Genomic DNA, 21,901 nt, shown 5'->3' with positions numbered 1-21,901 from the left:
TCACCGGAGCCGCTGCCCGCCGCCGAACGGGTGGCCCGCCACCGTCCCGCGTCCGTGGGCCATGCGAATCGCGCGCCGAGTCCGTATGACGGAAATCCCGTGACCGCCCCCGCGTCTCGTGATCCGATGATCAGATGACTTCCGTGCGTATACGCCCCGCCGCCCCGGACGACCTCGATGCCGTGCTGGCCTTCTGGAAGGTGGCCGCCGAGGGCACGAGCATCACCGACGACCGGGCCGGGGTGGAACGACTGGTGGCCCACGACCCGGAGGCGCTGCTCCTGGCCGAGTCCGACGGCGAACTCGTCGGGACGGTCATCGCCGGGTTCGACGGCTGGCGGTGTCATCTCTACCGGCTCGCGGTGTGCCCCCGGCGGCGCCGAATGGGCATCGGTTCGGCGCTGCTGGCCGCCGCCGAGGAACGCTTCGTACGGCTCGGCGGCCGGCGTGCCGACGCCATGGTGCTGGTCCGCAACGAGAGCGCGCACCACGCCTGGAGCGCCGCCGGATACCGGCCGCAGGACCAGTGGCGACGCTGGGTGAAGCCCCTGACCGACTGAGACCAAGCACCTTACTTTGCCCATCCTTTACCATTGTGGGATCACTCGGTCCTCTATGAAAGGTTGTGAGCGTCCGCCCATGGGCGAGCCTCCCCGTACGCGACGTCGCGCGTATCCCCCCGGCCTGTCCGATCATGGGACGGGGGTGACCCGATGACCGAAGTGCTTCTCCTTCTGGTGGCGATCCTGCTGTCGCTCGCCTGCGGCGCCTTCGTGGCGGCGGAGTTCTCTTTGACCACGGTCGAGCGCGGCGAGCTGGAGCGGGCCGCCGCGCGTGGCGAGCGCGGTGCGTCCGGTGCCCTGAAGGCGGTACGGAGCCTGACCTTCCAGCTCTCCGGCGCCCAGCTCGGCATCACCGTCACCAACCTGGTGGTCGGCATGCTCTCCGAGCCGTCGATCGCGAAACTGCTCGCCGGGCCGTTCCGGGCGATGGGCCTGTCGCACACCGCGGCCGGCTCGGCCGCCCTGGTGCTGGGTACGGCCCTGTCCACGGTGTTCCTGATGGTCGTCGGCGAGCTGGTGCCCAAGAACTGGGCGATCTCCTCCCCGCTGGCCGTGGTGAAGCGGGTGGGCAGCGCGCAGCGCTGGTTCAGCGCCGCGTTCCGGCCCTTCATCACCCACCTGAACAACACGGCCAACCGTTTCGTGCGCCGGCTCGGTATCGAACCGGCCGAGGAGCTGGCCTCCGCGCGCGGTCCGCAGGAGCTGGCCGCCCTCGCCCGGCACTCGGCGAAGAAGGGCGCGCTGGAGCCGGACACCGCCGAGCTGTTCGTGCGCACGCTGAACCTGGCCGACCTGACGGCGGAGAACGTGATGACCCCGCGCGTGCAGGTCGTCGCCCTGGACACCCAGGCCACCTGCGAGGACGTGGCGAACGCGACCCGCGCCACCGGGTTGTCCCGGTTCCCGGTCTACCAGGGCAGCCTGGACACCGTCGTCGGCACCGCCCACGTCAAGGACGTGCTGGCCGTGCCCGTCGAGCAGCGGCGCCACCGCCGCGTCTCCCAGGTGATGCGCGAACCGCTGCTGGTGCCCGAGTCCCTGACCGTCGACCGGCTGCTGGACCGGCTCTCCGGCCGACGGACCATGGCCGTCGTCATCGACGAGTACGGCGGCACGGCCGGGGTGGCGACGCTGGAGGACATCGTCGAGGAGGTCGTCGGCGAGGTGCGCGACGAGCACGATCCGCACGAGACGCCCGACCTCGCCCCCGCCGGTGCGGACAGCGACGGCCGGGCACTGTACTCGGCCGACGGCGCGGCCCGCACCGACCAGCTCGCCCGGGTCGGCCTGCGGGTGCCCGAGGGGCCGTACGAGACCCTGGCCGGCCTGATCGCCACCGAGCTGGGCCGGATACCGGAGACCGGCGACAGCGTCGAGGTGGCCGGCTGGCGACTGGACGTGGTGGACGCCTCCGGCCGCCGGGCGGCCCGGGTACTGCTGCACGCGCCGCTGGACGACGAACTGACCCAGGAGAGGCCGGAGGGGGCGCGATGACCGCCGTACAGCTGTTGGTCGGGCTGGCGACGCTGGTCGTCAACGCCTTCTTCGTGGGCGCCGAGTTCGCGCTGATCTCGGTGCGCCGCTCACAGGTCGAGCCGCTCGCCCAGGAGGGCGACCGGCGCGCCAAGAGCGTGCTGTGGGGGCTGGAGCACGTCTCCGCGCTGCTGGCCGCCACACAGCTCGGCATCACCCTGTGCACCCTGGTGCTCGGTGTGGTCGCCGAACCGGCGATCGCACACCTGCTGGAGCCGGCCTTCCACGCGGTCGGCGTGCCCGCGAGCGCGGGCCACGTCGTGTCCTTCGTGATCGCCCTGGCCCTGGCCACCTATCTGCACATGCTGCTGGGCGAGATGGTCCCCAAGAACATCGCGCTCGCGGAGCCGGTGCGCAGCGCGCTGTTGCTCGGGCCGCCCCTGGTCACGTTGTCCCGGGCGCTGCGCCCGGTGATCTTCACCATCAACGCCTTCGCCAACGGGCTGCTGAGGCTGCTGCGGGTGGAGGCGAAGGGCGAGGTCGCGGCGACCTTCACGGACACCGAGCTGGCCGAGATCGTCAAGGACGCCAGCGAGGCGGGCCTGATCGACGACCGGGCGCAGGAGCGGCTGCACGACGCCCTGGAGCTGGGCAGCCGGCCGGTGCGAGACGTGGTGGTACCGCTGGAGCGCGTGGTCTACGCGCGCGTGGGCGTCACTCCGGAGCAGTTGGAGCGGCTGTCCGCCGAGTCCGGCTTCTCCCGCTTCCCGGTGGTCGACGAGAGCCGGCGGATCGTGGGCTATCTGCATGTCAAGGACGCACTGGACGCCTCGCCCCGGGACATGCCGTTCCGGCTGCGCGACATGCGCCCCATTCCCCGGGTCCGCGAGCGGACCCCGCTGGACGACGTCCTGACCGCGATGCGGGGCAGCCGCACACACCTCGCCGCCGTGCTCGGCGACGACGGCCGCCTGGCCGGCCTGGTGACGATGGAGGACGTGCTGCGCCAACTGTTCGGCCAGCCGGCCTGAGGGGGGCCGGGGTGCGGGGCGAGGGCGAGGGCGACCGACCGTTGGGTATGGAGCCGGGTTACCATCGCTGTCGTCATGCAGACGAATCCCATATCTCCCACGTACACCAGCCTGGTCACGGTCGGTGACTCCTTCACCGAGGGCATGTCCGACCTGCTGCCCGACGGCTCCTACCGGGGCTGGGCCGATCTGCTCGCCGCGCGGATGGCGGCCCGCTCCCCCGGTTTCCGGTACGCCAACCTCGCCGTGCGCGGAAAGCTGATCGGGCAGATCGTCGACGAACAGGTGGACGTGGCGGCCGCCATGAACGCCGACGTGGTCACCCTGGTCGGCGGTCTCAACGACACCCTGCGGCCCAAGTGCGACATGGGCCGGGTGCGGGGCTTGCTGACCGAGGCCGTGGAGCGGCTGGCTCCCTCCTGCGGACAGCTGGTGCTGATGCGCAGCCCCGGCCGCCAGGGCCCGGTGCTGGAGCGGTTCCGGCCGCGCATGGAGGAACTGTTCGCCTGCGTGGACGAGCTGGCCGACAAGCACGGCGCCCTGGTGGTGGACCTGTACGGGGCGCCCGCGCTGGCCGACCCGCGACTGTGGGGCGTGGACCGGCTGCACCTGACGGCGGACGGGCACCGCCGGGTCGCCGAGGCGGTGTGGCAGACGCTCGGGTACGAGCCGGAGGACGCCGAGTGGCATGTGCCGATGGCGGCCACGCTCCCACCCGGCTGGCTGAGCCGGCGGGTGGCCGACGCGCGCTTCGCCCGGCAGTACCTGCTGCCGTGGATAGGCCGCCGGCTGACCGGCCGCTCCTCGGGCGACGGCCTCCCGCCGAAGCGGCCGGAGCTGCTGCCGTACGAGGGTCCGGCGTAACCTCTCGGCCATGACCACCCGCGTGATCGCCGTGCGGGGCCGGATCCACGAGTTCGGCCCCCGGCTGGAACACGCGCCCCCGGACGTCGTCTACGTCGGCCGCCGCTGGACGATGGGCGGCTGGGACCTGCCCCGGCACCCGCTGTACAACCCGTTCGCCTACGACACCCCGAAGAAGAGGCGGCACGGCACCCGCGCCGAGGTCATGGCCCTGTACCGGGCCTACCTGCTGGAGCGGCCGGAACTGCTGGACCTGCTGCCGGAGCTGCGCGGAAAGACCCTGGCCTGCTGGTGCGCACCCCTGCCCTGCCACGCCGACGTGCTGGCCGAGCTGGCCGACAGGGGCGAGGTGACCGGGGTCTCGTAGCTTCCGCCGAACAACCCCATGGCGCTGGCCTGCACAAACCGCCAGTAGACTCTGGACACGTGACTTCTGCGCCCGCCAAGCCCCGTATCCCCAACGTCCTCGCCGGACGCTACGCCTCCACCGAGCTCGCCACGCTCTGGTCGCCCGAGCAGAAGGTGAAGCTGGAGCGGCAGCTCTGGCTCGCCGTGCTCCGGGCTCAGCAGGACCTCGGCATCGAGGTGCCGGACGAGGCCATCGCCGACTACGAGCGCGTCCTCGACACCGTCGACCTCGCCTCGATCGCCGAGCGCGAGAAGGTCACCCGGCACGACGTGAAGGCGCGGATCGAGGAGTTCAACGACCTCGCCGGGCACGAGCACGTGCACAAGGGCATGACCTCCCGGGACCTCACCGAGAACGTCGAGCAGCTGCAGATCCGGCTTTCGCTGGAGCTGGTGCGCGACCGTACGGTGGCCGTGCTGGCGCGTCTGGGCAAGCTCGCGGGCGAGTACGCCGAGCTGGTCATGGCCGGCCGCTCCCACAATGTCGCCGCGCAGGCCACCACGCTCGGCAAGCGCTTCGCGACCGCCGCCGACGAGCTGCTCGTCGCCCACGGCCGCGTCGAGGAGCTGCTGAACCGCTACCCGCTGCGCGGCATCAAGGGCCCGGTCGGCACCGCGCAGGACATGCTGGACCTGCTCGGCGGTGACGCGGCCAAGCTCGCCGAGCTGGAGCACCGCATCGCCGGGCACCTCGGCTTCGCGCAGGCGTTCACCTCGGTCGGCCAGGTCTACCCGCGCTCGCTGGACTACGAGGTCGTCACCGCGCTGGTGCAGCTGGCGGCGGCGCCGTCCTCGCTGGCCAAGACCGTCCGGCTGATGGCGGGGCACGAGCTGGTCACCGAGGGCTTCAAGCCCGGCCAGGTCGGTTCCTCGGCGATGCCGCACAAGATGAACACCCGTTCCTGCGAGCGCGTCAACGGCCTCATGGTCGTCCTGCGCGGCTACGCGTCGATGACCGGCGAGCTGGCCGGCGACCAGTGGAACGAGGGCGACGTCTCCTGCTCGGTGGTGCGCCGGGTCGCACTCCCGGACGCGTTCTTCGCACTGGACGGCCTGCTGGAGACCTTCCTGACGGTCCTCGACGAGTTCGGCGCCTTCCCGGCCGTCGTCGCCCGTGAACTGGACCGCTACCTGCCGTTCCTGGCCACCACCAAGGTGCTGATGGGCGCGGTGCGGGCCGGTGTCGGACGCGAGGTCGCGCACGAGGCGATCAAGGAGAACGCCGTGGCCACCGCGCTCGCCATGCGCGAGCAGGGAGCCGAGCGCAACGACCTGCTGGACAAGCTCGCCGCCGACGCGCGCCTGCCGCTCGACCGGGAGCGGCTGGCGGCGCTGATGGCCGACAAGCTGTCCTTCACCGGCGCCGCGGCCGACCAGGTCGGCGTCGTCGTCGGCCGGATCGAGGAGATCGTCAAGCAGCGCCCGGAGGCCGCCGGCTACACCCCCGGAGCGATCCTCTGACCGGCGCTCCCCGCTTCACCAAGGCGGACCTGGAAGCCGCCCGCGACCGTCTCGTCCCGGACGTGGTCGCGGACGGTCTCCAGGTGCTGTTCTGCGGCATCAACCCGGGATTGATGACGGCGGCGACGGGCCACCACTTCGCCCGGCCAGGCAACCGGTTCTGGCCGGTGCTGCACCTGTCCGGCTTCACGCCGAGGCTGCTCAAGCCCGCCGAACAGGGGGAACTGCCGGCGTACGGGCTCGGCATCACCAACGTGGTGGCGCGGGCGACCGCGCGGGCGGACGAGCTGACCACCGCGGAGTACGTGGCGGGCGGGCTGCTGCTGACCGACAAGGTGACGCGGCTGCGGCCGAAGTGGCTGGCCGTGGTCGGAGTGACCGCGTACCGGGCCGCCTTCGACGACCGCACCGCCCGGGTCGGGCCGCAGGAGCGGACCATCGGGGACACCCGGGTGTGGGTGCTGCCCAACCCCAGTGGCCTGAACGCGCACTGGACGACGGCGACGATGGCCGAGGAGTTCGCCCGCCTGCGCACGACGGCGCGGGCCGCCTGAGGATCCGCACGACCCCGACCGCCCGGGAGGCCGGTTCCCCGCCGGCCCCGGTCAGGGCGGGTCCGTGTCCGTGATCACCGCCAGCAGCCGGAACGGCGGTTCCCCGCTCCACCGGGACACGCCGAGGGCGAACCACCGGCCCGCCTCCGGCACCCGCCACAGGTGGACGTCCGGAACATGACCGCTCAGTCCGGTCCACGGCTGCGCGCCGTCCTGGCCGCCGCCCTCTCCTGCCCGGGCCCCTCCCGCCTCTCCGCCGTCGATCGTCCGCTCCAGGATGCTGTACAGGCTGAAGCGGTCCGGCGGACCCCAGCGCTCGGTGAGCCGCTCCGCCAGCGCGTCCCGGTCGGCCTCGTACTGCGCGGCGGCCTCCTCCCGTCCGGCGCCGTCGTCCTGCCAGGACGCGCCGCTGCCCCGCAGCTCGGCTATCAGATACCCCGGCCCGCCCGTGCCGACGTCGGTCCTGCCGTGCTCGGCCGGGAAGTCCCGGGCGCACAGCCGGTCGATCACGGCGAGGTGGTTCGCGATGTCCATGGAATCCAGTAAAGCGGGCACCACTGACAATTGGCGGCCCGTCAGGCGTCCCTGCGGTCGAGGGCCCAGGCGCCGGCGAACAGGGCCGCCGCCGTCCACAGCGCGGTGACCGCGAGGCCGCTCCAGGGGCCGAGCGAGCCGTTCCAGGTGCTGTGCAGGGCCACTTGACCGGCCCGGTCGGGCAGGAAGTCGGCCACGCCGCCGGACAGGTCGCCGATCACGAAGGACACGATCAGCAGGAACGGGATCAGTACGGCGAGGGTCGCCGTCCCACTGCGCAGCACGGCCGTGAGCCCGGCGGCGAGCAGGGCCATCAGCGTCAGTTGCAGTCCGCAGCCGACGGCACCGCGCAGTCCCTCGGCCCAGGCAGGCCCGGAGGCCCCGAGGGCCACCTCGCCGACCAGCAGTGTGACGAGCCCGGTGAGCAGCCCGACCGCCAGCGCGGGCAGGGCGATCGCCGTCACCTTCGCCGCGAACCAGCGCCTGCGGCCGGGCACCGCCGCCCACGTCAGCCACAACGCGCCGCCCCGGAAATCGGACGACACGGCCGCCGAACCGAAGGCGACCGCGGCGACCTGCCCGAAGCTGATGCCGAAGAACACCGCGAACAGCGGGTCGGACGACTCGCCGTCGGCCATGGACGGGGCGAGCGCGGCGAAGCCGGCGGTGACCAACGCCATCGCGGCCAGGGCGCCGAGCAGCGAGCGCAGGGTACGGATCTTGATCCACTCGGCGTGGAGCACGGGTGCGGACAGCATGGTCAGGCCTCCTGGCGCGGTGCGGTGAACTCGGCCTCGGCCGCGGTCAGGTCGAGGTAGGCCTCCTCCAAGGTGGCCTCCTGGGTGACGAGTTCGAGAACGGGGACGCCGGCTTCGGACATCAGTCGCCCGAGGTCGTCCGCGCGCGCGTGGCGCACGGTCCACGTGCCGTCCTCCTCGCGGGAGGCCTCGTGTCCGTGCCGGGCGAGCAGGTCGCCGAGTGCTCCGGGTTCGGTGCTGCGGACCCTGACCCGGGGTCGTACGCGCGCGTGGATGAAGTCCTTGACGGGTGTGTCGGCGAGCAGCCGCCCGCCGCCGAGGATCACCAGGTGGTCGGCGAACGCGGCGGTCTCGTTCATCAGATGGCTGGAGACGAGCACCGTACGGCCCTGCGCGGCGAGCCGGCGCAGCAGCTTCCGGATCCACACGATGCCTTCGGGGTCCAGGCCGTTGGCGGGCTCGTCGAGCAGGATCACCTCGGGCTCGCCGAGCAGCGCGGCGGCGACGCCCAGCCGCTGGCGCATGCCGAGCGAGAACCTCTTCACCCGGCGCCGCGCCACCGTCGCGAGCCCGGTCTCCTCCAGGACGGCGTCGACCCTGCGCGGGGAGATGCGGTTGCCGGCCGCCAGGGCGCGCAGATGATCGTGGGCCGTGCGCGAGCCGTGTGCGGCCCGTGCGTCCAGCAGTGCGCCCACGCGGCGCAGGGGTTCGCGGAGTTCGCCGTAGGGGCGGCCGCCGACGGTGGCGGTGCCGGACGTGGGGCGGTCGAGGCCGAGGACGAGCCTCATGGTGGTGGATTTGCCGGCGCCGTTGGGGCCGAGGAAGCCGGTCACCCGGCCGGGCCGGACACTGAAGGTGAGCCCGTCCACGGCTCGCCGCGTGCCGTACTCCTTGGTGAGGTCTCGTACGTCGATGCTGGTCATGGCAGCAGCCTTGCCGGGCGGGCGGGTTGGCGCCTCCCCCGCCGGTGGAGATCGTCTCCCCCGTGCGGGGGAGGTCGGTTGTCGGTGCCGGATGCCAGGATGACGTCATGGCACGCTTTCTGCGCCCGCTGCTGCGCGGGACGACGTACACGCGCCTGCTGCATCTGTGGGTGCCGATGTTGGTGCAGAGCGTGTGGATGTTCATCGACCCGGCGAGGTTCTGGGTGCCCGCGCTCGTCCTGGTGCCGGTCGGTCTGCTGCCCGCCGTGCGGGTGGGCGAGGGCGTCCAGGCCCGGCTGCTGCTGACTCCGGGTCAGGAGGATCCGGACATCTCCGTGACCCCGTCGGCGAACTGGCGCGACCGGATGCGCACGGTGCTGTGGCTGGAGCTGCGGATGGCCCTCGGCGCGATGACCTCCTTCGCCTCGGTGTGGCTGCCCGTCCTCGCCGTGGAACTGACGAGATGCGGCTGGGGTCTGGCGCCTTCCGGCATGCCGTGGCCGGCCGGGCTGGAGCCGCGCCCGGCGTACGCCCTGCTGGCCCCGCTGCCCCTGCTCGCCCTCTACGGGGTCGTCGTCGGACTCGGCGCGGTGGTCACGGGGTGTGCGCGCCGGCTCCTGGGGCCGTCCGCGGCCGAGCGGCTGGCCGCCCTGGAGGAGCGCACCGAGCAACTGCTCGAACGCACCCGTATCGCGCGTGAGTTGCACGACTCCATCGGGCACGCCCTGACGGTGGCGGTCGTGCAGGCGGGGGCGGCGCGGGCGGCCGGTGATCCGGCGTTCACGGACCGCGCGCTGGACGCCATCGAGGAGACGGGGCGGGCCGCGCTGGCGGACCTGGAGCGGGTGCTCGGGGTGCTGCGCGAGTCGGAGCGGCCGGCGAGCGCCCGGCCCACGCTGGCCGACGCGGACCGCCTGCTGGAGTCGGCCCGCACCTCCGGCGCCGAGGTCGACGCGGAGGTCTCCGGTCCGCTGGCGGAGGTGCCCGGCCCGGTCTCCCGCGAGGGGTACCGCATCCTCCAGGAGGCGCTGACCAATGTGCTGCGGCACGCCGGTGCCGTCCCGGTGCGGGTCCGGGTGGCCGTCGCGGGGGGCACCCTGTGTCTGGAGGTCCGCAATCCGCTGCCGGCCGGGATACGGGGGCCCGGGCGGGGCAGCGGGCTGCGCGGGATACGGGAGCGGGCCGCGCTGCTGGGCGGCAGGGCCCGCACGGGACCGGACGAGGGCGACTGGCGGGTGCGGGCGGAGCTTCCACTCGGGTGATCCATGGGCTGTCGATCACCGCTGAGCAACACCCTCTAGGCTGGCCGGATGCCGGTCAGCGTACTTCTGGTGGACGACGAACCCCTGGTCCGCGCGGGCCTGCGCGCCGTTCTCGAGGCGCAGCCCGACATCCGGGTGGTGGGGGAGGCGGCCGACGGGGCGGCGGTCATCCCGCTGGTGCGCCGACTGCGCCCGGACGTGGTCGCGATGGACGTCCGCATGCCGTTGATGGACGGGATCGAGGCCACGCGCGCGGTGCTGCGTACCGTCCAGGCGCCGCCCAGGATCCTCGTCGTGACCACCTTCGAGGACGACGAGTTCGTGTACGAGGCGCTGCGCGCGGGAGCGGCCGGCTTCCTGCTGAAGCGGGCCCGGCCGGCCGAGATCGTGCACGCGGTGCGGCTGGTGGCGGAGGGCGAGTCGTTGCTGTTCCCCGCCTCCGTACGCCGTCTCGCCGCCCGGTACGGCGATGCCGGCGACCGTGAGCGTCCGGCGCGTGCCGTGCTGGAGCGGGCCGGGCTGACGGAACGGGAGGCCGAGGTGCTGCGGCTCATGACGCGGGGGCTGTCGAACGCGGAGATCGCCGAGCGGCTGGTGGTGGGCACCGAGACGGTGAAGTCGCACGTGAGCGGCGTGCTGGCCAAGCTCGGCGCGCGCGACCGCACCCAGGCGGTGATCACGGCCTACGAGTCGGGGTTCGTGGAGCCGCGCTGAGATACGGCGGACGGGCACTCGGGCGCCCGGCCCCGCCGCCGGGCCACCGTGACCGGCGCCGCGCCGCCCGCCCGAACCCGGCACTCGCCGGGGTGCGCCGGGCCGAGTACGATCCGGCGAAACACGCCTGCGAGCTGGAAGGACGGACGGTGGGGCAGCTGACCGGCGGCGATCCCTCGCTGCTGCGAAGGATCAATTCCGCGGTGGTGCTGCACGCGCTGCGGGCCACGGACTGCGCGACGCTCACCGAGGTCACCCGGGTGACCGGTCTGTCCCGGCCGACCGTCGAGGGCGTCGTCGAAGGGCTCATCGACGCCGGACTCGTCGTGGAGACGGCGGCCGACGGGAACGCCACGCGCCGTCAGGGGCGGCCGGCCCGCCGGTTCCGGTTCCGGGCCGAGGCGGGCCATCTGCTGGGCCTGGAGATCGGGCCGCACCGGGTCGCGGCGCTCCTGTCCGATCTGGACGGGCGGGTGCTGGGCGCGCAGGCCAAGCAGGTGGACGCGACCGCTTCCGCGGACGAGCGGCTCGACCGGCTGCGCGGCGCGGTGGCCGAGCTGCTGCGCCGGGCCGGGGTGGCGCGCGGCTCGCTGCGGGCGGTGGGCGTGGGCACCCCGGGCATCGTGGAGGCCGGTGGCACGATACGACTGAGCACCGCACTGCCGCAGTGGACGGGACTGCGGCTCGGTGAGCGGCTCAGCCGCTCCTTCAAATGCCCCGTGCTGGTCGAGAACGACGCCAACGCGGCAGCGGTCGCCGAACACTGGAAGGGCGCGGCGACGGAGACCGACGACGTGGTGTTCGTGCTGGCCGGGCTGAGTCCCGGGGCGGGTTCGCTGATCGGCGGACGGCTGCACCGCGGCTACGGCGGGGCGGCCGGTGAGATCGGGGCGCTGCACCTGCTGGGTCGGGAGGCGACGCCGGAGACGTTGCTGTCCACCACCGACGAACCGCTGCACCCGCTGGACGAGCAGGCGGTCGCCGAGGTGTTCGCGCTGGCCCGCGAGGGCGACCAGCGGGCGGGGGCGGCCGTCGAGCGGTTCATCCAGCGGCTCGTGCACGACGTGGCCGCACTGGTGCTGGCGGTCGATCCGGAACTGGTCGTGGTCGGCGGCTGGGCGGCCGGCCTGGACGGCGTCCTGGAACCGCTGCGCCGCGAACTGGCCCGCTACTGCCTGCGGCCGCCCCGGGTGGCGCTGTCCCTGCTGGGCGAGGCGGCGGTGGCCACGGGCGCCCTGCGGCTCGCCCTGGACCACGTCGAGGAGCAGCTGTTCGCGGTGAACGGCACGGTGACCGCGCGGCGCTGAGGCGACCGGACCGGGGGCGCCGGTGGGGATCGGGCGGCCCACTTCGGCGCGTGTCCGCCCGGGGTGCCCGGCGGGGCGTTCCGCACCCGCCGGGCGGTGGCTCGCGAGGTGTCAGGAGGCCTGTTGTTCGGGCGTGTGGTGTATCTCCACGCCGGCCGAGTCGCCGAAGGTAAGCCGGCACGTGTCCGCGCGGTAGGTCGCCACGGACAGCACCGCCGTACGCCCCTGGGCATGGAAGCGGGTGGTGACGACCAGGACGGGCGAGCCGGGGAGCCGGTCGAGTTCCTTCGCGTCGTCCGCGCGCGCGGAGCCCAGCTCGACGGCACGGTCCTGGCCCTCGAGCTCCAGGTGCTGCAGCTCGCGCAGCACCGCCCGCGCGCGTGCCGGCCCGGAGGGGGCGTCGATCGCGGAGAGGTCGGGCACCGATGCCGCCGCGACGTAGAGCAGTTCGGTGGCGACGCATCGGCCGTGGGAGGTGCGGGAGCGACGGACCGTGTGGACGGCTTCCTGGGCGCCGGTCTCCAGGACCTCGGCGACGGCGGCGGGCGGGACCGCCAGCCCGCTGTCGACGGGCTGCCACGCGTCTCCCGTGGCTCCGGGCCAGATGTGCCGTTCGGTGCCGACGGCGACGCCCACACGCGGGGGCGCGACGGTGGTGCCGACACCGCGGCGGCGCTGTAGCCGGCCCTCCAGCTCCAGTTGTTCGAGGGCCTGGCGGAGCGTGGCACGGGCCACGCCGAAGCGGGCGGCGAGGTCCCGCTCGTTGGGCAGGATCTCACCGACCGAGAACTCGGAGTCCAATGCCTCACTGAGTACGGTCTTGAGATGCCAGTACTTCGGTTCCGGCACCGATTCCAGCTGCGTGGTCCCCACCCTGTCCTCCGCAAGAGCCGTGGTCCGGCGGTTTTTAGCGCCCTTGTTTATTAAAGGTTGTTGCACTTCTCTGCGACCATAGGGCTGCCGCCACCCTTGGTCAAGACCAATCCTCGGACCCTTGGGCAACCCATGGGCGACCCGCCGCGGAGCGTTCACGAGGCGTTCGTACGGAACGGTGTCCGTGACATCGCGGCAAAGCCCTCGTCGCACTTGGGGGGCGCCGGTCGACGGGAGCGAAGGGCTACCCGCCGGTAGCGATTGCTGACAAGCTGTCTACAGCGTCCGTCAGCCTCCGGAGCCTCCAGACGAGGAGCACCCATGTCCGCGACCGCCTCCTTCCAGGTCCCCACCGCGCTCGGCCCGCGCGATGTGACCGTGTCCTACGCGCGCGTGGGACGCGGCGCACCGCTGGTGCTGCTGCACGGCATCGGCCATCACCGGCAGGCCTGGGACCCGGTCGTGGACATCCTCGCCACCGAGCGCGAGGTGATCGCCGTCGACCTCCCGGGCTTCGGCGCCTCCCCCGCTCTGCCGGGCGACCTCGCCTACGGCCTGGCGACGACCAACACCGTGCTCGGTGCCCTGTTCGGGCAACTGGGCCTGGACCGCCCGCACGTGGCGGGCAACTCGCTGGGCGGCCTGCTCGCCCTGGAGCTGGGCCGCGAAAAGGCCGTACGGTCCGTGACGGCCCTGTCGCCGGCCGGTTTCTGGACGGAGGCCGAGCGCCGGTACGCGTTCGCGGTGCTGCTGGCGATGCGCGGCATCGCCCAGCGGCTCCCGCTGCCGCTCGTGGAGCGGCTGAGCCGTACCGCGGCCGGCCGCACCGCCCTGACCAGCACCATCTACGGCCGCCCCGGGCGCCGTTCCCCGGAGGCCGTGGTCGCCGAGACGCTCGCCCTCGCGGGAGCCACCGGTTTCGACGCGACCCTGCGGGCGGGGATCACCGTGCGGTTCACGGACGATCTGCTCGGCCTGCCCGTCACCGTGGCCTGGGGCTCCCGGGACCGGCTCCTCCTCCGCCGCCAGGGTGTGCGCGCCAAGCAACTCATACCGCACGCCCGGCTGGTGCGGCTGCCCGGCTGCGGCCACTGCCCGATGAACGACGATCCGGCGCTGGTCGCGCGGGTCATCCTGGACGGCAGCCGCGCCTGAACCACCGACCGACGCGCCGCTACCGCGAGCGGTGACCAACAGGGGCCGCGACCGGGCGCCACCGGCCCGCACCGCGGCGCCGCGCCGGCACGCGCGCGTGCCGGCCGTATCGGCCCCGCGCACGGCGACCGGCCGGACCGGCAGGCGCGGGTTCTCGGGCGCGCCCCCGCCGGCGGCCACCAGTTCTTCGGCGAGGTCGGCATCGACGGCGGCAGCGGCGAGCAAACGCTGCGGCTGCGCGAGCGGGACGGCACAGTGCTGTTCACGCGGACGCTCCGGCCGGGCCGCGTCGGGCAGTAGTTCCCGGGCAGTAGTTCCGGGCAGCGGTCGTCGGGCCGTGGCCCCGGCCGGGTTCCCGGCGAGGAGTACTCGGCGGGGCCGCCGTGTCCCCTACCCCGCACACCGTGCCGCGCACCGGCGTCATCCCCCGGTGCGCGGCACGGCAACTCCCCCTCCGAAAAGCCGTCTTCGCAGGTCGGACCCATTGTCAGTGGTCGCCTCTACGGTCTTTCCATGACGCGATCACTGCAGGCCGTGGCCTATCGCCGACCCTCCGCGCTGAAGTCCGCCACGGGCGGGAGCCGACTCGGACTGAAACGTCCCGGGGGGCGACACCCACGGGTGTCGAGGACCATCCGCGGTTCTTCGCGGGCTTCCTGACCTCGCCTCAGGTGGCGGCGGCGGGGCTGCTGGCGGTGGCGGACGTGGCGGCCGCCCGGTACTACCAGCCGCAGCTGCGCGCGTCGCTCGACCCGGTGGTGACGGGCAACGGCGACCGGCTGCGTTTCGAGTCCTTCTCCGGCTGCGGCGGGGTGTACGCGCGCCTGGACGTGCTCGCCCCGGGCCTCGACGGCGGCGCGGTGGGGCACGGCACCACCAACGTCGACGTGAACAACCCGCTGCGCGAGGCGCTTTCCCGCCTCGGCGGCGCCGACCCGCTGCACCTGCGGGTCGGCCCGGAGGAGCTCGCGGTCACCACGCTGGACGGCCCGGTGGTGGAGAAGAAGGTCCCACTGCCCGACCGCTGGCTGCGCGGCTTCGCCGAGGCCCAGGTGATCGCGGCCGGCTTCGACCTGCGGGCCGAGCTGCCGGCGGACGAGGCGGTGCGGTTCCTGCGCGGACTGCCCGGGCCGGGCGGCGCGCGGCGCGCCCCGGGCGGTCCGCGCTGGGTCGTGCCGGTGGGCCGCGGCTTGCGGCCGACGACCCGCGCGGTGCCCGGCGCGGTATGTCTGCCGGGCCCGGAGCGGCTGGCGGCACTCCGGCGGGTGCTGCGGCACGCCACGGCCCTGCGGGTGTACGGCCCCGCGGCCACGGGCACGGCCGCGGCGGCCGCCGCCTGGGAGGTCGTCCTGCCCGGTATGCGGCTCACCCTGACGCTGTCGCCGGACGCCTCGCGCGGCTTCTCCGGCGAGGGCGGCGTCCTGGAGGCGCTGGCCGCGGAGGAGGCAGGCGCGGACGCGGAGTTGATCTCGGTACTGCTGGCCTGGGAACCCCGCGTCGACGTGGCCGATCTCGCGGCCGCCTCCGGTCTCACCCCGGAGCGGGTCCGCGCCGCCCTGGTCCGCCTCGGCACCTCGGGCCAGGTCGGGTACGACACGGCGGAGGCGGCGTACTTCCACCGCGAGCTGCCGTACGACGCCGGGCGCGCCGAGCGGCACAATCCGCGGCTGCTCTCGGCACGGGCGCTGGTGGCCGCGGGGGCGGTCACGCTGGACGGCGCCCTCGCCACGGTGACGGCAGGGGACGGCCATGTGCACCGGGTGCGCGAGGAGGCGGGGGTACTGACGTGCAGCTGCCTGTGGTGGGCGAAGTACCGCGGCGGACGCGGGCCGTGCAAGCACGCGCTGGCGGTGCGGTTGGTACGGCGGGGTGCCGCGGCGGAGGCCGTGGCCGGGGCGGACGCGACGGCGCGTGAGCTGGCGGGAATCGACGGGGGCGTGCGATGAGTGAACTGCTGGAAGCGGTGCGGGCGGGGCGCATGGCGGAGACCCTGCGGCTGCTGAGGAGCCTGACGGAGAGCGAACGACGTTCCCACCTGCCGGAGTTGAAGGAGCTGCGCAGGGAATTGCGGCGCACCCGGGTGTGGGAGGCACGGTCAGGGCAGGTACTGCCGGCGCTGCATCTGGCCGGGGCCGCCTGTCACACGGGCGCGGCGGCCGCCGCCGACTGGCTCGGCGCCACCGACTTGCGCTGGAGCCACGCACCCACCGACAGCCTCCTGCGGGTGCTGGAACACCGGGACACCGGCTGGCTGGCCGATGTCGCGCACCGGCTGGCCCGGCGACCGGTGTCCGCGGGTGTGCCGTACCCGCTCATGGCCGGGCTGGTGCACCGCGCCGGCTGCGACGTGCCGGTGACAGACGCCTACGTCACCGGCTGGATCCAGCACATCAGCCACGCCTCGAACCACTCCGGCGTCCTCGACGCCCTGCGCGGCGAGCCCCATCTGGCCACGCTGGTCTCCGGTCTGTTCACCCTCACTGATCTTCGCGAGGTCCGGTGGCTGCTCGGCGACGGATCCCGGTCCTGGCAGAGCGCCCTCACGGACCTGACCCGGGAAGGCCTCCTGGACCGCGCGTTCCTCGTCGACGCGTGCGTGGCCCGGTTGCTGCGCGGCGGCGGCCCCACCGACCACCGGGTCTTCCTGCCCCTGCTGACCAGGCTTTCCCCGACCCGGGAGGAGCAGCGGGCGCGGATCGCAGACTGGACGGCGCTCGCCCGGGACGCGGTGTCGCCCGTCGCCACCCATGCCCAGACGGTGCTCGCGGCCCTGGCCCTGGCCGGGGACCTGACTCCGGCGCAGCTGACCGAGGCTTCCGGGGGACTGCTGTTCCGCACCGAGAAGAAGCTGGTCCGAGCCCAACTCGTGCTGCTGGGGAAGGTACTGGCGCGTGATCGGGGCGCCGCGGCGGAGCTGCTGCCGGTCGTGATCCAGGCGTTCGGACACGAGGACGTGCGGGTGCAGGAGCGGGCGCTCAAGCTGGTCGAGCGGTACGCCGGGCAACTGGACCCGGCCGGGGAACTCGGTCACGCGGTCGGCCGGTTGTCCCCGGTGCTGCGCGCCCGCGCGTCCGCGCTGCCGGGTGTCACCGTGGCTCCCCGGGAGGTGTACGAGGAGGTGCTGCCGCCCGCTCCCGAGCCGGTGCGGCTGGCGTCGGTGCCGGAGTCGGCGGTGGAACTGGCCGAGGAGGTCGGGGCGCTGCTGGCATCCCCCGGAGACGATGTCGCCGGGTTCGAGCGGGCGCTGGACGGCTTGGTGCGTCACGCCTACCGGGATCCGAACGCACTACGCGAGGCGCTCGCACCGGTGGTCGCGAACCGCTGGTGGGCGATCTCGGACGACTCGCAGTGGCCGCACCGGGACACCTACTTCGGCAACGACCGCTACGGCACGATCGGCGCCCGCGACGGAATCGACCTGCTCCTCGCCACCCTGCACGAGAAAGTGGGTACGGCCACACTCTGCGACGCCGTGCGGCAGGGCCCCCGGGAGCAGGAGTGCGCGCACTCCGGCCTCAGTCGGGTGTTCGACGCCCGGCTGCGCGAGGTGGCGTACCGGGTCCGCACCGAACCGCTGCCGCTGCTGCTCGCCACACCCACCTGGAGCACCGGTGCGCTGGAGCCGGAGGACCTGGTGGCCCGCCTCGCGGAGTACCGGAGGCTGGACGCCCGGGTCGCCGCAACCGACTTCGCCCAGGCTCTGCTGCGGCTGCGCCGGGACGACCCCACGGCCGTCGCGGAGGCGGCGCGGCGTGCGCGGGCGCTCGGCACCCGGGAGGGCAGCCGGCTCGCCCGGCATCTGACCGCGCCGAACCCGGGCCGGCCCGCGACCCGGCGGCGCACCGGCGGCGTGCGCATCCTGCTGGAGCAGGGGGAACTGCCGGGGTTCCCGGAGGGCTTCCCGACGGAGTTCCATCACCTCGGCCGGCCGGTGTCCGTCTTCACCGGCCGCCACCGCTGCAACCACTGGGACGACGCGATACGCCCGCACTGGCTCGCCGTTCTTCCGGAGCGTCGGGAGCTGGTCGCGGTCCGGCTGCTGCGCGACATCGCCGCCACGGCCGTGGACGACGAGCGCGACACCGGAGTGCTGCCCCTGCTCGCCGAGTCCGGCGGGGAGGCGGGTGAAGCGGTGCATCTGTGCGTCGCCTACGGGCTCGGCGCACGGCACGCGGAGGACCGGCTGGCCGCCGTGGACGCCCTGCTGGTGCTCGCCGCGCGGGGTCAGCTGGACGCCGCCCGACTCGGCGCGGACCTCGGCCAGTTGGTGCGGCGTGGTGCGGTCAAGCCACAGCGGCTGGCCGACGCGGCGCGGACGGCGGCGGCCACCGGCGCCAACGCGACCATCTGGGGCATGCTCCGGCACACTCTGCCCGTACTGCTCGCCGACCTCGCGACCGCCCGGCCGGAGGCGGGCGCGGTGTCGGCCCGGGGGCTCGGGGATCTGCTGGCCGTCGCGGCGGACTGCGCCGAGCGGTCGGGTGTCCGTGCCGAGATGCCGCACCTCGCCCACACCGCCGCACGCAAGGGCAACTCCCGCATGGTGAGCGAGGCGCGGCGACTGCGAGCCGCGTTGGCCCCGGAGACTGCGGCGGCCTGAGCGCAGCCCCGGTCGCGCCGACGGCCCGGGGCGCCGACAGCGGGTCGAGCGTGGGCCGACAGCGGGCCGACGGCGGACCGACGGCGGGCCGGCTGTGGAAAGGGCAACAAAAGGGGCGGAGCATGCTTTACCCATCGGTCACAATCAGTTCGTGATCACGCAACACCGTTCCTTCACAGTGGCTGTATGACTCCAGACATGTCTGATGTGACCCGCACGAGGCACGCGCGCCCCGTGCACCACTGGCGGCGGGACGTCGTCGAGCTGGCCGCGCTCTTCACGGCCGTCGCCGTGGCGGACGCGGTGGCGAACTTGATCGGTCATGGGCCCGACGGTCCGGTGCTGCTGGTGACCTCGGCGGTCGTGCTGGTGGCTACGGCGGGATTCCACGCCTGGTGGGCGAGGCGCCCCGGGCACGCACCCCCGGCCGGTGATACCGGCACCCGGTCGTCCGCGTCGCGGTCGGCCGGGCTTCCGGAGCAGTCGGCCGGCACGGCGGACGTGACCGGCCCCGGCGCGCTGTGGCGGATGCGGACGACCGTGAAGGACGAGCCGGGTTCACTGGCCGCGCTGTGCGCCGCGCTGGCCGAGCGGCGGGTCGACATCCTCAGTCTGCAGACCCATCCGCTGGCCGACGGCACGGTGGACGAGTTCCTGCTGCGGGCGCCGGGCCCGCTGTCGGCGGCCGAGATCACCCGGGCGGTCGCCCTGGCCGGCGGCACGGGCACCTGGATCGAGCGGGCGGACGCGCACGACCTGGTCGACGTGCCCACCCGGGTGCTCGGCCTGGCGGCCCGCACCGCGCTGGACGCCGCCGAACTGCCGTTGGCCTTGCGTCAGTTGCTGGGCCGGTGCACGATCCGCTCGCTGCCCGGTACGCCGGTCGGCGGGGGCCGCGGGCCCGAGCCGGTGCCGGCCGAGGGCGTGCTGGAAGACACGGTCATGCGGTTGCGGGCCCCGGAGGGTGGGGTGCTCACCGTGGAGCGGGCGTATCTGCCGTTCACGCCGACGGAGTTCGCCCGGGCCCGGGCTTTGGTGGAGCTGGACGGCCGGCTCGGACCGCGGATTCCGCGCGGCCAGGACGTGCTGACCCTGCCCGAGGGCAACGACATCGCCGTGCGCCGGGTCGACACCGGGGATGTGGCGGAGGCGAAGGCGATGCACGACCGGTGCTCGACACGCACCCTCGCTATGCGCTACCACGGTCCCGTCGGCGATGCGGGCCGCTATCTCAACCACCTGCTCAGCCCACGTTTCGGGCGGACGCTCGCGGCGCAGACGCCCGCGGGACAGATCGTCGGCCTCGGGCATCTGCTGTGGGACGGGGACGAGACGGAGGTGGCGCTGCTGATCGAGGACGAGTGGCAGCGGCGCGGCATCGGCGCCGAACTGCTCGGCCGACTGGTGGCGATGGCGGTGGAGGCCGGTTGCGCGAGCGTGTACGCGGTGACGCGGGCCTCGAACACGGGCATGGTCGCCGCGATGCGGGGCCTCGGGCTGCCCCTGGACTACCAGGTCGAGGAGGGCACCCTGGTCATCACGGCCCGGCTGGACTCGGCCCCGGACGCGTCCCGCCCGTCCCTCGACATCGCGCGAGCACACCTCGGCGACCCGGCCCACCGCGGCTGACCCACACGCCCCGCCACGACGGCCCGGCACCGTTACGCCGGGCCGTTCGCGTGGAGCGTCCACCGCCCTGGTGGAGCGTCCACTCGCCTACCGGACCGCCGCGACGGCGCACCGCCGCCCCGGCGGTCCGACGCGGCCGACCATCGACACCGACCGGCCACGACCGCCGTCACCCGGCGGCCCACCGCCGCGGCAACAGGGCACGCGCTTGGCGCACTCGTCCACCGCCCCGGCCGGCTCCCGAACGCGCACAGCCGACGGACCCGGCGAACCATCACGCTCCGGCCCGCCGCGACTGACCCACCACACCGACCGACCGGACGGCCACCGCACACCAGCCCACCGCCGATGCGCCAGACCGTCCACGTGAGGCGTCCACCGCCCCGGCCGGTCCGCGGCGACGGCGACGGCGCTTGGCCGCCGGCCTCGCCACGGAGTGCTCCGCCGCCGTGCCGCCGCGCGGTGACCGCGCACAGCAGGCCGCCGTGCCGCCGCATCCGCGACCAGCCGCCTGCCCGTCGCCACGACCGCACACCGCCCCTACCGGCCCGCGCCCGCCACCGCGTGGTTCGTCGTCGCCGTCGGCCGGTTCGGTGAGGTGCCCAGTGCCTGGTTCAGGTCCGCCCAGATGTCCTCCACGTCCTCCAGGCCCACGGAGAGCCGAAGCAACCGGTCGCTCACCCCGGCTTCGCGCCGGTCATCGGCGTCGACGATGCGGTGGCTGATGGACGCGGGGTGCTGGATGAGGCTGTCGACGCTGCCCAGGCTCACCGCCGGGGTGACGAGCCGGACCCGGGAGATGACCTCGTGCGGGTCGCCGTGCACCTCGAAGGCGATCATCGCGCCGCCGATCCGCGGATAGTGCACACGGGACACCCGGGGGTCGGCGGCGAGCCGGCGGACCAGCTCGGCGGCGTTCTCGGACGCGGCCCGGACCCGTACCGGCAGCGTGGACAGGCCGCGCAGCAGCAGATAGCCCGCCAGCGGATGCAGCACACCACCGGTGGCGAACCGTATCCGGCGCAGCCGGCCGGCGAACTCCTCGTCACAGGCGACGACTCCGCCCAGCACGTCGCCGTGTCCGCCGAGGTACTTGGTGGCACTGTGCAGCACCAGCCGGGCGCCCTGCTCGGCCGGGCGTTGCAGCACGGGTGTGGCGAAGGTGTTGTCGGCGAGCAGCGGCACGGAACCGCAGGCGCGGGCGACGGAACGCAGGTCGACCTCGGCGAGGGTCGGGTTGGCGGGGGTCTCCACCATCACCAGGCCGGTGTCGGGGCGCAGCGCGTCGGCGATGCCGGCCGGGTCGGTCCAGGTGACCTCGGTGCCGAGGAGCCCGGCGGTCAGCAGATGGTCGCTGCAGCCGTACAGCGGTCGTACGGCGACGACGTGGCGCAGGCCCCCGGGGAGGGGGAGGGCGAGGAGGACCGCGCTGAGCGCCGCCATGCCGCTGGCGAAGGCGACCGCGGCCTCGGTGCCCTCCAGGCGGGCCAGGGCGGTCTCGAAGCGAGCGACGGTCGGGTTGCCGAGGCGGCCGTAGACGGGCGGCCCGATCGGGTCGGCGCCGTCGGTGGCGAAGGCGTCGATGCGGGCGGCCTCGGTGCGGCTGTCGTAGGAGGGGTAGGTGGTGGACAGATCGATCGGCGGGGCGTGCAGGCCCTGGCGGGCGAGGTCGTCGCGACCGGCGTGCACGGCCTCGGTGGCCAGGGCTCTCGATGCGGTGCGTACGTCGTCGTAGGCACCGATGCTCGCTGTGTCCATGGGCGGAAGAGTGAACATCGAACGGTTTTCGGGG

The 21,901-nt window shown here is 73.9% G+C and carries 18 protein-coding genes and 1 pseudogene; 14 read left to right on the top strand and 5 right to left on the bottom strand.

The window, feature by feature from the left end:
* The first annotated feature begins 134 nt into the window (after window positions 1-134).
* The 7 genes from ACIBA9_RS32955 to mug all read left to right on the top strand — a co-directional run bounded on the left by ACIBA9_RS32955 (window position 135) and on the right by mug (window position 6,354).
* Window positions 135-560 carry a GNAT family N-acetyltransferase gene (locus ACIBA9_RS32955; RefSeq protein ID WP_399368834.1) on the top strand — a complete coding sequence of 142 codons (426 nt, stop codon included), beginning with the start codon at window positions 135-137 and terminating at the stop codon, window positions 558-560.
* Window positions 561-713: 153 nt separating this feature from the next.
* Window positions 714-2,057, top strand: coding sequence for a hemolysin family protein (locus ACIBA9_RS32950; RefSeq protein WP_399368832.1), 1,344 nt, complete (start codon window positions 714-716; stop codon window positions 2,055-2,057).
* Entirely contained in the window at window positions 2,054-3,067 is a 1,014-nt protein-coding gene (locus tag ACIBA9_RS32945; protein WP_399368830.1) for a hemolysin family protein, read from the top strand. Before ACIBA9_RS32950 ends, ACIBA9_RS32945 begins: the two co-directional genes overlap by 4 nt.
* 75 nt (window positions 3,068-3,142) lie before the next feature.
* Entirely contained in the window at window positions 3,143-3,931 is a 789-nt protein-coding gene (locus tag ACIBA9_RS32940; RefSeq protein WP_399368828.1) for an SGNH/GDSL hydrolase family protein, read from the top strand.
* Between the two features lie 10 nt (window positions 3,932-3,941).
* Window positions 3,942-4,298 carry a DUF4326 domain-containing protein gene (locus ACIBA9_RS32935; protein ID WP_399368826.1) on the top strand — a complete coding sequence of 119 codons (357 nt, stop codon included), beginning with the start codon at window positions 3,942-3,944 and terminating at the stop codon, window positions 4,296-4,298.
* 59 nt (window positions 4,299-4,357) lie between these two features.
* On the top strand, window positions 4,358-5,800 hold the full coding sequence (gene purB, locus ACIBA9_RS32930) for an adenylosuccinate lyase (protein ID WP_399368824.1): 1,443 nt from the start codon (window positions 4,358-4,360) through the stop codon (window positions 5,798-5,800).
* A gap of 62 nt (window positions 5,801-5,862) precedes the next feature.
* Window positions 5,863-6,354: a G/U mismatch-specific DNA glycosylase gene (gene mug, locus ACIBA9_RS32925; protein ID WP_399368822.1), complete on the top strand. Its 492-nt coding sequence runs from the start codon at window positions 5,863-5,865 to the stop codon at window positions 6,352-6,354.
* Window positions 6,355-6,405: 51 nt separating this feature from the next.
* Here mug and ACIBA9_RS32920 read toward each other — a convergent pair whose 3' ends face one another.
* The 3 genes from ACIBA9_RS32920 to ACIBA9_RS32910 are packed head-to-tail and all read right to left on the bottom strand — an operon-like array spanning window position 6,406 to window position 8,569.
* Window positions 6,406-6,888 (bottom strand): hypothetical protein, encoded by a 483-nt coding sequence (locus ACIBA9_RS32920; RefSeq protein ID WP_399368820.1) that lies wholly within the window; start codon window positions 6,886-6,888, stop codon window positions 6,406-6,408.
* Window positions 6,889-6,929: 41 nt separating this feature from the next.
* The gene (locus ACIBA9_RS32915; RefSeq protein ID WP_399368818.1) at window positions 6,930-7,646 is read right to left on the bottom strand and encodes an ABC transporter permease; all 717 of its coding nucleotides are present in this window, start codon (window positions 7,644-7,646) and stop codon (window positions 6,930-6,932) included.
* Window positions 7,647-7,648: 2 nt separating this feature from the next.
* Complete coding sequence (locus ACIBA9_RS32910) at window positions 7,649-8,569, bottom strand: ATP-binding cassette domain-containing protein (RefSeq protein WP_399368816.1); 921 nt, start codon at window positions 8,567-8,569, stop codon at window positions 7,649-7,651.
* Between the two features lie 107 nt (window positions 8,570-8,676).
* Between ACIBA9_RS32910 and ACIBA9_RS32905 the strand changes: the two genes are divergently transcribed.
* The 3 genes from ACIBA9_RS32905 (at window position 8,677) to ACIBA9_RS32895 (ending at window position 11,852) form a co-directional block, all read left to right on the top strand.
* Complete coding sequence (locus ACIBA9_RS32905) at window positions 8,677-9,831, top strand: sensor histidine kinase (protein WP_399368814.1); 1,155 nt, start codon at window positions 8,677-8,679, stop codon at window positions 9,829-9,831.
* A gap of 48 nt (window positions 9,832-9,879) precedes the next feature.
* Window positions 9,880-10,545, top strand: coding sequence for a response regulator (locus ACIBA9_RS32900; protein ID WP_399368812.1), 666 nt, complete (start codon window positions 9,880-9,882; stop codon window positions 10,543-10,545).
* Window positions 10,546-10,694: 149 nt separating this feature from the next.
* Window positions 10,695-11,852 (top strand): ROK family transcriptional regulator, encoded by a 1,158-nt coding sequence (locus tag ACIBA9_RS32895; RefSeq protein WP_399368810.1) that lies wholly within the window; start codon window positions 10,695-10,697, stop codon window positions 11,850-11,852.
* A 111-nt stretch (window positions 11,853-11,963) separates the two neighbouring features.
* Here the strand turns inward: ACIBA9_RS32895 and ACIBA9_RS32890 are convergent, their stop codons facing one another.
* Entirely contained in the window at window positions 11,964-12,725 is a 762-nt protein-coding gene (locus ACIBA9_RS32890) for a GntR family transcriptional regulator (protein WP_399368808.1), read from the bottom strand.
* A 321-nt stretch (window positions 12,726-13,046) separates the two neighbouring features.
* On the opposite strand from ACIBA9_RS32890, the gene ACIBA9_RS32885 reads away from it, so the two are divergent.
* From ACIBA9_RS32885 to ACIBA9_RS32870, 4 genes and pseudogenes are all read left to right on the top strand, one after another.
* Entirely contained in the window at window positions 13,047-13,880 is an 834-nt protein-coding gene (locus ACIBA9_RS32885) for an alpha/beta fold hydrolase (protein ID WP_399368806.1), read from the top strand.
* Window positions 13,881-14,393: 513 nt separating this feature from the next.
* A pseudogene (locus tag ACIBA9_RS32880) lies at window positions 14,394-15,826 on the top strand (SWIM zinc finger family protein).
* A complete protein-coding gene (locus tag ACIBA9_RS32875; protein WP_399368804.1) occupies window positions 15,823-18,480 on the top strand; it encodes a DUF6493 family protein in 2,658 nt (885 codons plus the stop codon). Before ACIBA9_RS32880 ends, ACIBA9_RS32875 begins: the two are co-directional and overlap by 4 nt.
* A gap of 198 nt (window positions 18,481-18,678) precedes the next feature.
* The gene (locus tag ACIBA9_RS32870; RefSeq protein WP_399368802.1) at window positions 18,679-20,109 is read left to right on the top strand and encodes a GNAT family N-acetyltransferase; all 1,431 of its coding nucleotides are present in this window, start codon (window positions 18,679-18,681) and stop codon (window positions 20,107-20,109) included.
* A gap of 540 nt (window positions 20,110-20,649) precedes the next feature.
* Here ACIBA9_RS32870 and ACIBA9_RS32865 read toward each other — a convergent pair.
* On the bottom strand, window positions 20,650-21,867 hold the full coding sequence (locus ACIBA9_RS32865) for a trans-sulfuration enzyme family protein (RefSeq protein ID WP_399368800.1): 1,218 nt from the start codon (window positions 21,865-21,867) through the stop codon (window positions 20,650-20,652).
* Between the last annotated feature and the right edge of the window lie 34 nt (window positions 21,868-21,901).

It is taken from the genome of Streptomyces sp. NPDC051452, from assembly GCF_044454765.1.
Taxonomy (GTDB): Bacteria; Actinomycetota; Actinomycetes; order Streptomycetales; family Streptomycetaceae; genus Streptomyces.
This window is presented reverse-complemented; position numbering and strand designations above follow the sequence as displayed.

Excerpts from the sequence above, each read along its gene's own strand:
- ACIBA9_RS32955 (WP_399368834.1), top strand. The coding sequence starts at position 135 with ATGACTTCCGTGCGTATACGCCCCGCCGCCCCGGACGACCTCGATGCC.
- ACIBA9_RS32950 (WP_399368832.1), top strand. The coding sequence starts at position 714 with ATGACCGAAGTGCTTCTCCTTCTGGTGGCGATCCTGCTGTCGCTCGCC.
- ACIBA9_RS32945 (WP_399368830.1), top strand. The coding sequence starts at position 2,054 with ATGACCGCCGTACAGCTGTTGGTCGGGCTGGCGACGCTGGTCGTCAAC.
- ACIBA9_RS32940 (WP_399368828.1), top strand. The coding sequence starts at position 3,143 with ATGCAGACGAATCCCATATCTCCCACGTACACCAGCCTGGTCACGGTC.
- ACIBA9_RS32935 (WP_399368826.1), top strand. The coding sequence starts at position 3,942 with ATGACCACCCGCGTGATCGCCGTGCGGGGCCGGATCCACGAGTTCGGC.
- ACIBA9_RS32920 (WP_399368820.1), bottom strand. The coding sequence starts at position 6,888 with ATGGACATCGCGAACCACCTCGCCGTGATCGACCGGCTGTGCGCCCGG.
- ACIBA9_RS32915 (WP_399368818.1), bottom strand. The coding sequence starts at position 7,646 with ATGCTGTCCGCACCCGTGCTCCACGCCGAGTGGATCAAGATCCGTACC.
- ACIBA9_RS32910 (WP_399368816.1), bottom strand. The coding sequence starts at position 8,569 with ATGACCAGCATCGACGTACGAGACCTCACCAAGGAGTACGGCACGCGG.
- ACIBA9_RS32905 (WP_399368814.1), top strand. The coding sequence starts at position 8,677 with ATGGCACGCTTTCTGCGCCCGCTGCTGCGCGGGACGACGTACACGCGC.
- ACIBA9_RS32900 (WP_399368812.1), top strand. The coding sequence starts at position 9,880 with ATGCCGGTCAGCGTACTTCTGGTGGACGACGAACCCCTGGTCCGCGCG.
- ACIBA9_RS32885 (WP_399368806.1), top strand. The coding sequence starts at position 13,047 with ATGTCCGCGACCGCCTCCTTCCAGGTCCCCACCGCGCTCGGCCCGCGC.
- ACIBA9_RS32875 (WP_399368804.1), top strand. The coding sequence starts at position 15,823 with ATGAGTGAACTGCTGGAAGCGGTGCGGGCGGGGCGCATGGCGGAGACC.
- ACIBA9_RS32870 (WP_399368802.1), top strand. The coding sequence starts at position 18,679 with ATGTCTGATGTGACCCGCACGAGGCACGCGCGCCCCGTGCACCACTGG.
- ACIBA9_RS32865 (WP_399368800.1), bottom strand. The coding sequence starts at position 21,867 with ATGGACACAGCGAGCATCGGTGCCTACGACGACGTACGCACCGCATCG.